The sequence below is a fragment of the Wolbachia endosymbiont of Anurida maritima genome, from assembly GCF_042182995.1.
Taxonomy (GTDB): domain Bacteria; phylum Pseudomonadota; class Alphaproteobacteria; order Rickettsiales; family Anaplasmataceae; genus Wolbachia.
Map to the genome: position 1 here is coordinate 517223 of NZ_CP102058.1, position 13989 is coordinate 531211.

Here is a 13989-nt window from a genome sequence, read left to right on the forward strand (position 1 = left end):
TTAAAAACCTAATTATATATCAAAGCATAGAAAAAACTAAAGCAAATTTTCAAGCCTCCGGCTTGGCATCTTGCAGGTTTTCTGCCAATAACATACTTTCATACTGCTTAGCTTCTAAGTCAAGGCCAATAGCTGAATGGGCTGCTATTAAATAGTTAATAGCTTTAGAAAAATATTTAGAATCCTTATAGCTTGCCATATTCTGGAAACGCTTAATTGCTGCCAAATATTCACCACGCCTCAGGTAAAATTTACCGATAGAATACTCTTTTGTTGATATATGCTCTGTGATTAGCTTTGCTTTTTCCTTTATCTCGTCTACATATTCGCTATCTGGGAAAAGATTAATGTATTCAGTAGCTAGCTCTAAAGTTTTATATGCAACTTGTTGCCCAAGCCGCACTTTGTTAACTTGCATGTAATAAGATAATACTCTTAAGTAGTATACATGTGGTAAATCTTCACCATTTGAATAAACATATATATAATCATCCATATCACTTGCAGCACTGCTATAGTTACCCATATTATAGTGAGAAACTCCAGATAATAATTTCGCTTTCATTGCACAATAAGACAAAGGATACAAATCCTCTATCTTATGAAATGCCCTAATAGCTTGTTTATATTTTTTCTGGTCAAAAAGTTCAACTGCTTCTTCATATAGTTCAGTTTCAGTTTTTTCAAGATCATTCGCATACGATTGCGTAAAGGAGCAAATTAGGAAAATAAAGCACGTGATTAAAGTCTTATACATAAGATTTTTTTCGATCAAAATAAAGTATAGACTAAATATTATCTAAATAAACAAATTTCTTAGAGCATGTCTTCAAACTCAAGAATGAGCTAATTTGTGAAGCATAATAGTGATCATATTAAAAAAGATGTTATTTTTTGAAGTGAGAGGAGAATGCTCATAATCCTTACTCATACGTCTAAAATTGGAGAGCCAAGCAAAGGTTCTCTCAACAATCCAACGTTTAGGAATAACCTGAAATCCTGTATCAACTACTTTCTTGGTAATCGTCAACAAACATCCAGTTTCCAATAAACAGCGGTTTTGCAATTTACCTGTATATCCTTGATCAGCAAAAAACTTACGTAATGTTGGAGCTTTGCATTTGGCTTGAACAAAAAGATTTAGTGCACCATCACGATCTTGAATGCTTGCACTGTGTACTTCAGCAGCAATTACAAGACCTAGAGTATCTACAACGATGTGGCGTTTTCTACCCTTTACTTTCTTGCCAGCATCATATCCTCTGGNATCCCCTTTTTGAGTGGTTTTTACTGATTGACTGTCAATTATTCCTACTGATGGAGTTTCATTCTTACCAATTATCTTTCTTAGTTTTTTAACTAGAAAATCATGAATTTCTTGCCATATTCCACTTTTTTTTAAACGCGAATTACAACTATACACGGTTTTCCATGGTGGAAAATTCTTAGGTAGTTGTCTCCATTGACAGCCTGTTCTCATCACATACCTTATTGCATCGATAATCGTTCTGATACTGTGTTTTCTTGGTCTGCCGGTCTTTTTAGGTTCAAAATATTGCTCTATCATCTTCCATTCTTTGTCACTTATATCGCTTGGGTACATTTAAAATATATCTTATAACACACTTCTTAACTCCTTTCTACTTAGTTTGAAGACATGCTCTTAGGCAATAGCCGGCCCTTCTTCTTTATAACTACGGTCAGAACTACCTGCATTTCTTGATTCACCTCGTCCTTCCACTTTTGGATCTTTCAGCGTCTTGCTGTAGGAATGTATAGTTAATACCTGTACAACCATAAAAAGTGCAATACCTATCAAGCCTAAAGTAGGTCCAACAGCAGGATTTAAGGACGATGCTAATGCCATTAACATTATCCTTCTTATTAAAAATATAGAAGAACCAGCAAGCGCCAATCCGGCTACAGACATATTGCTAGTTTTCTTGCTAGATTTCTCATCAAGATTAGATTTTTCTGTTTCCTTTTTATTATTTTTTCCATGCTCATTAATATAAGAAGCAAGAGTTGCAAGAAAAGCAATTGCATTGGCAAGAAGTAAAATTGCATCCTCTGTTGCTTCAAGTGAAGATGTTTCACCCATTACCATACCTACAATAACCAGTGCAGTTGTTATAGCCTCAATATAGATCAAACACTGACCTATATCAGAAATATTGTGCTCTTTTTCCTTTACTTCCTTTCCATTTTCAATATTCTTCAACTCTCGTTCTTTTTGTGCTATTTTTCTATTATTGTAAATTAAATATAGCGTATAAATAAGAGATAGGACCATGAAAGGTAATATAGTGTGGCTTAGCGCGCCACTTATCACGCCAAGTAACACCTGATCGCTACATATTGTTTCCAGTTCAATAGCCATAAATAATGCAAATGGGACCATTGTTACCAATGATACACATTGTCTATATAGCTCTCTTTTTTTTAGTGTTAATAGCTCTTGTTCGAGTTTCTTCTTTTTTCTGCTTCTTCTTTTTTTAGTGCTAATAACTCTTGTTCGAGTTTCTTCTTTTTTTTTGTTTCTTCNTTCTTCAATCCCTAACCAAAAATCTTGAAAAAAATCTTCCATTTCAGGATTTTCTTTAATTCCTGGTTCTTTAGAACGAAACTTAGTCTCAAAGTCACCTGTAATGCTAGTCATATAAACCCTATTAACTAATATATTATACAGGATTTTAACTATTCAGTCAATATTATGAAAGTATTAACCACTTTTGTATATTAACTGTTTCTCAAGAAATTCAGTCAATCTGTTTGATGCCGGCTAGGATATAATTATAGCCTGACCACATAGTTATAATAGCTGCAATCCATAAACAAATCGCACCTGTATATTGAATCATATAATAATCGTTCATTATTAGCGCTACTACAGCAACCATCTGTAGAAATGTTTTAATTTTTCCAGCTTTGCTTACAGGTAGACTAACATTTGTAGCTATAAGGAACTCCCGTAAACCTGAAATCAATATCTCCCGACAGATGATGATAATCGACGGTACTATTGTAAAATCATTTATCTTTTGCTTATAAATTAGCATAATTATTGTTGAAACCACTATTAATTTATCAGCAATTGGATCAAATAGCTTGCCAAACTTTGATTGGACTTTCCACGCACGCGCCAGGTAACCATCAAAAAAATCCGTAATGCACGCAAACACAAAGATTGATATTGTTATCAGACCTGCATATTTATTTTCTATATAAAAACTTAATATTATTGCTGGTATTGCAAGTGCACGAGAAATCGTAAGCAAATTAGGCAAGTTCTTCTTAAGCATATAATACCATTTTACGTAGTAGGTAAACTTATACAGAAGTACAATAGAGTTCACAAGCTAATAGTTTACAATTGAACATTTATAAAAACTCCATATACTTAAAAAATACAAGCTTAAAATATAATGATGAACGATGATTTAGATAGTACCACAAAACAAGAAGCACTTAAGTATCACAGTAGAGGTGGTAACCCTGGTAAAATTTCAATTATGCCAACAAAACCTTTATCTACCCAGTATGATTTGTCACTTGCTTATTCTCCTGGCGTTGCAGCTCCGTGCCTTGAAATAGCTAAAAATCCTGAGGTTGTTTATGATTATACGGCAAAAAGCAATTTTATAGCTGTCATTTCAAATGGCACTGCAGTGCTTGGGCTTGGTAATATCGGTCCTCTTGCTGCAAAACCTGTCATGGAAGGCAAAGCTGTTTTATTTAAGCGTTTTGCTGATATTGATGCAGTTGATATAGAAGTTGGTACAGAAAATATAGAAGATTTCATCAATGCAGTAAGGTATCTTGGGCCAAGTTGGGGAGGAATAAATTTAGAAGATATAAGATCTCCCGATTGTTTTATAATAGAGAAACGCCTGAATGAACTGATGGATATTCCAGTGTTCCATGATGACCAGCATGGAACTGCGGTGGTTGTTGCAGCTGGCATAGAAAATGCTCTTGATATTGTTGAAAAGAAATTAGAGGACGTTAAGATCATTATGAATGGTGCTGGAGCAGCCGGTATTGCATGTTTAGAAATACTAAAGTCCATGGGCGCTAAAAATATAGTGCTGTGTGATAAGCAAGGAGTAATATACAAAGGTAGAAACGAGGACATGAATGAGTGGAAGGAAAAATATGCAATTGATACTCCCGAACGTTCTCTACTTGATACAATAAAAGACGCTGATGTATTCATCGGACTATCTGCAAAAGATGTGTTAAATGAAGAGATGTTAAAAAGTATGGGCAAAGACCCGATTATTTTCGCTCTCGCCAACCCCGATCCAGAAGTAAGGCCTGAGTTTGCAAAATCTGTGAGGCCAGATGCAATAATCGCAACTGGTAGGTCAGATTACAACAACCAAGTCAACAACGTAATGGGTTTTCCTTATATATTTAGAGGGGCACTTGATGTACATGCAACAACAATAAATGATGAAATGAAAATTGCAGCTGCAGATGCAATAGCAAAGCTTGCCCGTGAGCCAGTACCAGGTGAGATATCTGCAGCCTATGGCGGTCGTAAAATGAGTTATGGTCGTGAATATATAATACCTACTCCATTTGACCCAAGATTAATTTCTATAGTATCTCCTGCTGTTGCAAAAGCCGCAGTTGATTCAGGTGTTGCAAGAAAGGCAATACAAGATTGGAGTAAATATGAAAATCAATTAAAATCTCGTCTTTCTAATGTTCTCAGCACGCTGAATTTACTATCTTCACATATGTAATTTATTGGATAAAGTTAAAAGTGATAAACCAATCCAAACTCTAAGCCATATATGCCAAACCTATTGGTAATGGTTGCAGTTGTTGATTCAATACGTGCAGTTTCATCAACTTTACTTTCTCCACCGGCAGGAGTATATTCTTCACCAGCTAGTATCTTTATTCCTGGTACAATATCTTTAAATTGGTTATCAAGGATACCAAAATAGCGTAAACCAGCAAACGCTTGAGTTTGTGCTGTAAGTTGGTAATTGACACCAAGTTTGGCTTGATAAGCCAAGGCATATCTGGTTTTTCCTAGAAATTTAACCTTAGTTACACCTGCACCAACACCAACATATGGAGTGAATGGCATTTCTGCTATATTAAAATCATGATACATATTGACCATTCCAGCTAAATTATTAAAACCTTCATTTTTCATCTTAAATGCAGCTCTGAAGTTTGCTTGAGCACCACAATTTTCTTGAATGTGAATATCAACCTTTCCACTTCTCCAAGGTGAATTGCATGCCGCTCCAGCAGACACATCATCCTTACGACGAAGTTCAATATATCTTGCTTTGTTTTTATCTGAGTAATCTTCATCATATAAGTTAGTATGAGAATATAAGCCTTCAAGCTCAACTCTCATATTTTTAAGTAAATATCCTATTGCAGCACTACCGGCAAACCCTGGAACATATTTAGGACTGTATCCAGCTTCAATTCGCTCCTTCTTATTAAAACTAAAAACCCCCTCTGTTATATTGTCACCTGCATCTTCTTTTCCTTCTAGAGAGCCTATTGCATTGAAGAATGCTCCAAAATAGTTAGCTTTGATGTAAACATTCTCTAAGTTATTTATTTTATCATCGTAAGATAAGCACCTAAATGAAAAGGTTAGCAAAACCAATAGATATGTGAATTTAAATCTTTTGCCCACCACAGAGACTCCCTGCATAATTTGTCATTCCATTATTATAGTATGCTTCTATTTTTTGTGATAGCAACTTTTTATTGCGCTCAATCGTTTTAGATTTATAATGAAAGTATTGTAATTTAAAGCAAATCAATGACTATTACAATTCACGAATTAGAGAGGATCATCAAACAATCGTTCCCCGACGCTGATATAAAGGTTCATGATCTTGCTGGAGATAATGATCATTATTATTTAAAAATAACCTCCAAGCGCTTTCTCGGAAAGACAAAAATAGAACAGCATAAAATGGTATATAAAGCACTAGAAGGTCAGTCTATACATGCCTTGCAACTGGAAACTAATACTTAAAAATAAGGTGAATTTATGAGCAATTTTGAACAAATAAAAAANAATATAGCAGAAAATGATGTAGTATTGTATATGAAAGGCACTTCTGATTTTCCTCAATGTGGATTCTCTGGACTCGTTGTGTCAATCCTTAAAAAATTGAACGTGAAGTTTAAGTGTATTAACGTATTGGAGAATGATGAAATACGTGAATCTATAAAAAAGTTTTCTGATTGGCCAACAATTCCACAATTATATATAAAGGGAGAGTTTATCGGTGGCTGCGACATAACCCGCGAGATGTACGAAAAAGGTGAATTGCAAAGCTTATTAAAAGAAAAAAAATTGTTGAATAAGACCTCAAATTCAGAAAGACTTAGGCTTCAACCTTATCACCAGGCTTAACAAATAGGTGGCCCAATACTATTAACTTTATGGGTTTATCTTCGTTATTTGCTACTATCCAAACCCCATCGCTCTCATGATCAACAATTTCTATTGGTGCAAATACTACATAATTATTGTCATCAACAATCTTTATTCCAAGAGCACCCTCGTCACTTAAGCTCAGGGCTGAAGAAGGAACTTTATATGCAAATCTTTCGCCTGAAGGTAGTTTTACGTTGGCAGTTAGTCCCTGCAAGGATATCATTTTATTATTAGTTACCTTTACCTCTACCCTATAAGACCCAGTTTTAGGTTCAGCAATTTTACTAATAAAACTTACTTCACCTGCCAATTCTTTTCCGTCCAGCAAATTAATTTGAGCTGTACTGCCTAGCTCTATTTTATTTACTTCATTTTCTGAAACGTATAACACCACAAGAATTTGATTGAAATCAACCACGTCAGCTATTTTTTGCCCAACATTAACAAAATCCCCTTCATTTGCATTGATTTTATCAATATAACCATCTATAGGAGATTTGACTGCAGTGTTTTCTAAATCCAATTCTAGCCTTTTTAGGTCAGCTTTTGCACTTTGTAACGCAGTAAAAGCTGCTTCTACTTGTATTTGTGCTCCATAGCCTTTTTTATTCAGTTTGTGAGAGGAATCATACTCAATTTCACGCTGCTTTAATAAAGCTTTGGCTTTCTGAGCTTGCTCAATCCTGTCATAATCTTCTATCTTTAACACTACATCATCTCTTTTTACCTTTTCACCATCAGGTAAATAAATAGCAATAATCTTACCACTTATTTTTGAGACAAGGCTAGCTCTATGTAAGGGATTTACTGTACCAGAAAAATTTAAATATATAGTGCGGTTTTGCGGCGCACATTCTTGAGTTTTTACTGAAAAGCTACTAGTTGCATTATTGCTATGAACCGCCTGATCTTTTTTTAAAAATGCACTGCTGATAAAAAACAGTAGAATAAAAGCAATACTGGAAATGATGATTACTTTATTTCTCATCTTTAAACAATAGAATTTGTTAACTAATTTTGTTAGAAACAACTGCATAAATTTTCGAATCAGAAATGTAAGTATAATACATGCACCATCGTCACTCCATAAATAATTTTATATGAGAACAAACACAAGATTTTCCTACAATAAGTAAGTTTTCTATTGCAAAAATGCAATTTTGAATCGAATAAAAATGTAAAATTGCAAATAAAGTTGTGCATAAAACTGGATTTAAAAAAATCTCGAAAAACATACTAAAACTTTTAAATAACAACTTTATATCTAGTGGCTTTGCCTTCTCCAAGACGCTGTAAGTATTTCATCCCTAGCAGTTTCTTTGTAATTGCCTCTACTGTTCTTGGAGGAAATCCTAGAGCTTCTATAGCATCTTTTCTACTAAATTCTTTATCTGCAAGGCTAAGTGCCCATTCCCAGAAGAACAATTGTTTTCTTGATAATAAATATTCAGTATTCTCCCTCTCAAGAATATAATGCGCCTCATTTGCTTGCGTTTTGAGCACATTAAGAAAAAATATTAACCATGGGGAAATATCTTCTTTGCCACTTTTCCAGCTACTTTGTGTTTTATTAAGCGCTAAATAGTAATCAAGTTTGTTAGTTTCAATTATCTTTTCATGTGATACAATAGATACAAAATCATAACCCTGCTGCAACAGCATTAAATTAGTCATCAATCTACTAGTTCTGCCATTCCCATCTTGAAAAGGGTGTATTGCCAGATACTCAAAAACAAAGTTAGCAACAATAATAAGAGGATGCTTAAATTTATTATTTAAGGACCAGTGATACCAATCAATAAGCTCTTGTACTTCCTTTCTAACAAGGTAAGGTGGNNTGGGAAAAAATTATACCAACAACTTTTCCATTCTGATCTTTTGCCTCAACTCTATTAGAACTTGCTTTGTATTTTCCTCTATGATACAAATCTTTTTCACTATAAAGTAGCATCTGGTTGTTAATGTGCAATATTGATGACTCATTAATTGGAATATCCGTATAATCATGAAATATTAGTTTAAGCATTTCTAAGTAGCCAGCAATTTCTTGCTCATCTCTATTTTTAAATTTTTTGACACGTAGGTTTTTATATAGATCCTCAACTTCTTTATCGGTTAGACGATTTCCTTCAATACGGTTAGAAGCGCCAGAAGATGTAACAATAACTGAATGAGTTAATCTTTCAATTGTTTGTGGTAGTAGTTTTTTCGTTATCTGCCAGCTATTTTTAACACTATCAACTGCAGTAATTAACTCGTACACTTGTTCAATTACAGGCCCTTCTAGGTTGAGACGTGTACTAAGACGAAAATTCTTCCAGTTCATATTCTTCTCACATGCATATTATGTGAGATAATGTGATAAAAGTCAATAGTAAGCTTTATATGCATAGCAGAGCTAACTACAAAAATTATACATTTTCAAGTGATCCTAACCATATCAAAAACTACAGGGCAAAGCTGTTGGAGGAAGGCTTAATTAGTTAAAAATTTCAATCTTATGTAAAATATTGTCTTATTTTGTAATTTGCTTGTTGACTAACGAGACGGTATCTACTTTTCAATAAACTCCATTTGCATTTCTTGTATACGGCTTTCTATTTGTTTTATTTGTTCTATCAACCTTTCCTCTAAGTCAAGATTACCACTCAGCCTCGCTTCGGTTCTTTCTTTTCGTAATGCATTTAATTCTTTTAGTAACACTATATTATTCCACACAATTTCTGCAGATTTTCTCTCGTTCAATTGGCTATTTAGTACGCTAGTTTTTTCAAATACATACTTTATAACGTTAAACTGCTTCAATTCTTGCTCTTTATCGAGTTTGCTTCTATTATTTGTTACATCAATTATACGCTGTTGTAATCTTTTCATCTCATTGGTAAATTCAAAATGAGAAAATTGCTCAAAAAATATAGGACGGTTCAAGATTTCAGGAAATTCTACGGCTATACGCAAAATTATGGCCTGATTTTGCTCTGCTTCAATTAGCTCTGGAGATTTGTTATGAAGATACTCACCTTTTGTTGCTCTAGTTTTACTATTAAAAATCTGTTTTTTGAAGCTACTTCTTAGTTCACTAGCCTTATTGTAAAAATAATCCCTGTAATACCTTCTAATACTGCTGTTGCTAATAGTATTTACATATTCCATGAACTTGTGCTCAAGAATTGAATATTTTTCCGGAGCAAGTTTTTCATAATTTTGCAAATTGCTATCGATTATGTGATGCCATAAATATTCAGAATGCAGTTTTGTTGAATGGTCAAGAGCAGTCAATACGTCTTCTTTCTTGTATTCCAGTTCGTTACATATATCGTATGGATCTTTATTACTCGGCAAAGTCACAAACTTTAACGTGTATCCAGGCTCTAATATTGGCAGAGCAAGTTCTGCAACTCGAGTAGCAGCATGACGTCCAGCACTATCTCCATCCATACAGATGGAGATTTCTTTAGCAAATCTCCATAGATTTTTTATCTGTTCTGCAGAAATTGCGGTACCAAGCGGAGCAACTGCATTACTAATTCCTGCTTGATGTAGCGCTATAGCGTCCATATATCCTTCAACAACAAGTATGTGCTGTTTTTTACGTATTTCGCTTAAAGCAAAGTTTAATCCGTATAAATTCTCCCTCTTCTTGAAGAGCTGACTCTCTGGACTGTTTAAATATTTCGGCTGTTGCTCAAAGCTCAGCGCACGTCCACCAAAACCAATAACTCTCCCTGCAATGCTCTGTATAGGAAATATCAGCCGGTTATAAAAATAATCATGAAAATTTTTGTTTACTAATCCAATATCAATTAAAATTTTGTCTTCAATACCTGAAGAGTTTAAATACTCTTTCAAACCAGAGCTTGGTGCATAACCTATCTTAAATTTATCTATGATTTTAGGTGAAATCTTGCGCTGCTTTAAATAATCTACAACGCCCTGATTTTTTTGTGCAAACCAATTTGCAGCTAAATCAAGCGCTAAAAATAGTTTATTGTCCTCTTTTGTAATACTAAGACTTTTGGGCAGTTCAACACCTGTAACCGATGCTAATCTTCCCAATGCTTCTTTAAAGCTTAATCCTTCAGTTTGTGAAATAAATTCAAATGCATCACCACTAGCTAAGCAACCAAAACAGTAATACAATCCTTTAGTATTGCTCACCGAAAAAGATGGGGTTTTTTCGTTATGAAATGGACAGAGCCCAACAAAACTATCTCCTCTTTTTATTAGCCTGACTTTTTTACCTATTATGTCAGATAATAATAATTTTGATTTTATAATATCTATATGATCCATCTTGTTAAATTAGTAGTAGGATAAAAATTATATAGAATTTATACACATCTGACTCGAAATTTATTTTGAGCTTTCAAGGGTTATGAGCACTGAGTGACTTGACAGAAAGATCAAAATAAATTACCCATATAAGTGTCTTTAAGTCATAATTTCTTATATGTCAGATATAATATCAATTGCTTCAGACCACGCCGGTTACGAATTAAAATCAGAAATGAAGCCTTACCTGGAAGCTCTGGGTTACACAGTAATAGATCGTGGCTGCACTGCTAAGCAAAAGTGTGTAGATTATCCAGACTATCCTGTTAAAGTCGTAGAAGATATAACGAGCAAAAAAGCAAATTACGGGATATTAATTTGTGGTACAGGTTTGGGCATGAGTACTGTGGCAAATCGTTTTGAAGGAATCTACGCTGCTTTATGTAATAGTGTTGAGATCGCAAAATTAGCTCGCGAGCATGGCAACGCAAATGTATTGTGTCTTGGTGCAGGATTTACTGCGAGTGGATTAGCAAAAGACATAGTCAAACAATTCCTCGAAACAGAATTTTCAAAAGAAAGCAGACATAAAAAACGTCTTGATAAACTCAGTAATATAACCTCTAAGAANAAAAAAACAAAAACTTATAACGAAGATGAAATATCAAAATTTGCTAAAATGGCAGGTGAATGGTGGGATGAGAACGGCAAATTCAAACCATTGCACATGATGAATCCTGTGAGGGTATCTTACATTATTGAGAAAATAAAAGAGTTAAAAAAATGCGATTTAAAAGAATTATCATTGCTTGATGTTGGATGCGGTGGTGGCATTTTGTCAGAATCAATGGCACGCGTTGGCATTAATGTTGTGGGAATAGATGTATGTGAGGAAAATATAAAAGTGGCACAATCACATGCGAAAAAAGTAGGGCTTAATATAGAATATACGCACACCAGCATTGAAGAGCTAAGCAATGATAAGAAGTACGACGTGGTTCTGCTGATGGAAGTAGTCGAGCATGTAGATAATTTGGAATTCTTTATGAGAAGAGCAGTAGAACTGCTTAAACCAGAAGGGCTAATCTTTATATCCACAATAAATAGAACTATCAAATCCTTCTGTCTTGCAATAGTTGGTGCAGAGTACATATTAAACTGGCTGCCAAAAGGCACACACAATTGGAATAAATTTCTCAAGCCGTCAGAAATTGCAAATCACTTAAGAGAAAATAATGTAACATTACAAAACATGGCTGGCATGGAGTACAACGTAATAAAGCGTGAGTGGAATTTAACTAAAGGCGTGGATGTTAATTATATACTTTGTGGAAACATTGTAGTTTGAGACGGTTCTAATGTCATCCGAGTAGCTTGACTACTTGGATCCAAGACGGTGTCATTCCAGTGCTTGACACTGGAATCCAGTTTTTTCATAATCATCAAAACGTAGTATTTTAACATAAAACGGCTACTTTTATGCTTACCAACTTAGCTGGATCCCAGTGTCAGCTACTCGGATGACAACCTCATGCTACTGGGATTAGCTATTCTGGTGACAGTAAGATTTATAGAATTACAGAGAGTTTTACACAGGTCTGTACAGAAAGATTGATTTCTCTTGCCAACATAAGTAGCATTAGAACTCTAGGTACTTAAGTATGGATAAATCTGAGAACTTTTACATCACCACGCCAATATATTATGTAAATGACAAGCCGCATATCGGGCATGCATATACTTCTCTCATCTGTGATGTGGTGGCAAGGTTCATGAAACTAGCTGGAAAAAATGTCAAATTTACCACCGGTACAGATGAGCATGGGCAAAAAATAGAAAAAGCAGCTAAAGCAAAGGGAATGCAGCCGAAAGAATTTACAGATGAAGTGAGCGTTTCATTTAAAGAATTAGCTAAGTTCATGAATTTTGAGTATGACGATTTTATTCGCACTACGGAGGAACGTCATAAAAAAGCAGTTATAGCTTTATGGAATAGACTTGAAGAGAGAGGGCAAATATATTTGGATTCCTATTCGGGTTGGTATTCAGTTCGTGATGAAGCATTTTATCAGGAATCAGAGCTGATAGATGGCAAAGCACCAACAGGCGCAGAAGTTCAGTGGATAAAAGAAGAGAGCTACTTTTTTCGCTTGTCAAACTGGCAAGACAAATTACTGGAACTCTATAAAAATCAACCAAATTTTATCTTTCCTGAGAGCAGAAAAAATGAAGTGATATCGTTTGTAAGATCAGGGCTCACTGACCTTTCAATCTCTCGCACTAGTTTTAACTGGGGAATAAAAGTACCAGGTAATGACAAACACGTAATCTATGTCTGGATAGATGCATTAACCAATTATCTTACATCAATAGGTTTTCCTAGTACTGAGAGTGAGGAATATAAGAGGTTTTGGGCAGAACCACCATCTGTCATCCCAATACTTGATACTGGGATCCAGAAGAAAACACAGACTCCAGCGTTATGCACTGGAATGACATTAGAACGCTCTTTCAACGTTCATGTAATCGGCAAAGACATATTGCGCTTTCACGCTGTATATTGGCCGGCAATTCTCCTTGCAGCAGAACTGCCACTGCCAAAACAAATTGCAGTTCATGGTTGGTGGCTCAGCGAGGGAGAAAAAATATCCAAGTCTCTTGGTAATGTCATAGATCCAATTGGCCTCGCTCAAGAGTTTGGTGTTGATCAGCTACGCTATTTTCTCCTTCGGGAAGCAAGCTTCGGTCAGGATGGTAATTTCAGTAAGAAAAACATGATCAGCCGCATAAATTCAGAGCTGGCAAACAATATAGGCAATTTAGTGCAGAGAACAGTTTCATTTTTGCACAAACAATGCTCGGGAGTTGTACCAACAATTGATCGAGATTTACTTAGAGGTGAAGAAAGTCTGCCAAATTGCAAAGCTATACTAGGTCAAGTGATGGACCATTTATCAAAGTATGAATTTAACCAGATTATACTTCTAATTATCAACATCTCTTCTGAAGCCAATGCCTACATAGACAAAAGTGCACCCTGGACATTAAGCAAAACTGATAGAGAACGCATGAATTTAGTAATTTACAAGTTACTGGAATATATCAGGATAATTGGCACTTTATTGCAGCCAATTGTCCCCAAGTCAGCGGAAATGATACTCGATCAACTGCAAATTCCGAAAGAACAACGTGATTTAAAATCTCTGTGCGACGCGTGCGTAAGTTCAGGCATTACGCTGCCTAAACCTACGCCGGTTTTTTTGAGGGTTGACGTTTAAATAACCCTT

Annotated in this window: 13 protein-coding genes and 1 pseudogene; 5 read left to right on the forward strand and 9 right to left on the reverse strand. The window is 35.0% G+C overall.

Translation table 11 applies throughout. The features are described 5' to 3' along the window. Positions 1-49: 49 nt before the first annotated feature. The 4 genes from NOX90_RS02890 to pgsA all read right to left on the reverse strand — a co-directional run bounded on the left by NOX90_RS02890 (position 50) and on the right by pgsA (position 3302). Complete coding sequence (locus NOX90_RS02890) at positions 50-757, reverse strand: outer membrane protein assembly factor BamD (RefSeq protein WP_375604444.1); 708 nt, start codon at positions 755-757, stop codon at positions 50-52. 78 nt (positions 758-835) lie between these two features. Next, positions 836-1603 carry an IS5 family transposase gene (locus NOX90_RS02895; RefSeq protein ID WP_375603836.1) on the reverse strand — a complete coding sequence of 256 codons (768 nt, stop codon included), beginning with the start codon at positions 1601-1603 and terminating at the stop codon, positions 836-838. 60 nt (positions 1604-1663) lie between these two features. After that, positions 1664-2659 carry a hypothetical protein gene (locus NOX90_RS02900; protein ID WP_375604445.1) on the reverse strand — a complete coding sequence of 332 codons (996 nt, stop codon included), beginning with the start codon at positions 2657-2659 and terminating at the stop codon, positions 1664-1666. Positions 2660-2759: 100 nt separating this feature from the next. Continuing rightward, positions 2760-3302 carry a CDP-diacylglycerol--glycerol-3-phosphate 3-phosphatidyltransferase gene (pgsA, locus tag NOX90_RS02905; RefSeq protein ID WP_375604446.1) on the reverse strand — a complete coding sequence of 181 codons (543 nt, stop codon included), beginning with the start codon at positions 3300-3302 and terminating at the stop codon, positions 2760-2762. 126 nt (positions 3303-3428) lie between these two features. Between pgsA and NOX90_RS02910 the strand changes: the two genes are divergently transcribed. After that, positions 3429-4751, forward strand: coding sequence for a malic enzyme-like NAD(P)-binding protein (locus NOX90_RS02910; protein ID WP_375604447.1), 1323 nt, complete (start codon positions 3429-3431; stop codon positions 4749-4751). A 14-nt stretch (positions 4752-4765) separates the two neighbouring features. On the opposite strand, the gene NOX90_RS02915 is transcribed toward NOX90_RS02910, so the two are convergent. After that, complete coding sequence (locus NOX90_RS02915; RefSeq protein ID WP_375604448.1) at positions 4766-5677, reverse strand: P44/Msp2 family outer membrane protein; 912 nt, start codon at positions 5675-5677, stop codon at positions 4766-4768. A gap of 126 nt (positions 5678-5803) precedes the next feature. On the opposite strand from NOX90_RS02915, the gene NOX90_RS02920 reads away from it, so the two are divergent. Both NOX90_RS02920 and grxD read left to right on the forward strand, forming a co-directional pair. Beyond that, positions 5804-6022, forward strand: coding sequence for a BolA/IbaG family iron-sulfur metabolism protein (locus tag NOX90_RS02920; protein ID WP_375604449.1), 219 nt, complete (start codon positions 5804-5806; stop codon positions 6020-6022). A gap of 15 nt (positions 6023-6037) precedes the next feature. Next, the gene (gene grxD, locus NOX90_RS02925) at positions 6038-6406 is read left to right on the forward strand and encodes a Grx4 family monothiol glutaredoxin (RefSeq protein WP_375604450.1); all 369 of its coding nucleotides are present in this window, start codon (positions 6038-6040) and stop codon (positions 6404-6406) included. On the opposite strand, the gene NOX90_RS02930 is transcribed toward grxD, so the two are convergent. The 4 genes and pseudogenes from NOX90_RS02930 to dnaG form a co-directional block, all read right to left on the reverse strand. Continuing rightward, complete coding sequence (locus tag NOX90_RS02930) at positions 6378-7466, reverse strand: efflux RND transporter periplasmic adaptor subunit (protein WP_375604451.1); 1089 nt, start codon at positions 7464-7466, stop codon at positions 6378-6380. The two genes, grxD and NOX90_RS02930, sit on opposite strands and share 29 nt — an antisense overlap. A gap of 209 nt (positions 7467-7675) precedes the next feature. Further along, complete coding sequence (locus NOX90_RS02935) at positions 7676-8104, reverse strand: Fic family protein (protein ID WP_375604452.1); 429 nt, start codon at positions 8102-8104, stop codon at positions 7676-7678. Between the two features lie 42 nt (positions 8105-8146). Continuing rightward, positions 8147-8230, reverse strand: a pseudogene (locus tag NOX90_RS02940) (Fic family protein); the annotation flags it as partial. A 753-nt stretch (positions 8231-8983) separates the two neighbouring features. Continuing rightward, entirely contained in the window at positions 8984-10723 is a 1740-nt protein-coding gene (dnaG, locus tag NOX90_RS02945; RefSeq protein ID WP_375604453.1) for a DNA primase, read from the reverse strand. Between the two features lie 157 nt (positions 10724-10880). Here dnaG and ubiG point away from each other — a divergent pair, with 157 nt between their 5' ends. Next, positions 10881-12050: a bifunctional 2-polyprenyl-6-hydroxyphenol methylase/3-demethylubiquinol 3-O-methyltransferase UbiG gene (gene ubiG / locus NOX90_RS02950; protein ID WP_375604454.1), complete on the forward strand. Its 1170-nt coding sequence runs from the start codon at positions 10881-10883 to the stop codon at positions 12048-12050. A gap of 313 nt (positions 12051-12363) precedes the next feature. Then, positions 12364-13980, forward strand: coding sequence for a methionine--tRNA ligase (metG, locus tag NOX90_RS02960; RefSeq protein WP_375604455.1), 1617 nt, complete (start codon positions 12364-12366; stop codon positions 13978-13980). The last annotated feature ends 9 nt before the right edge of the window (positions 13981-13989 follow it).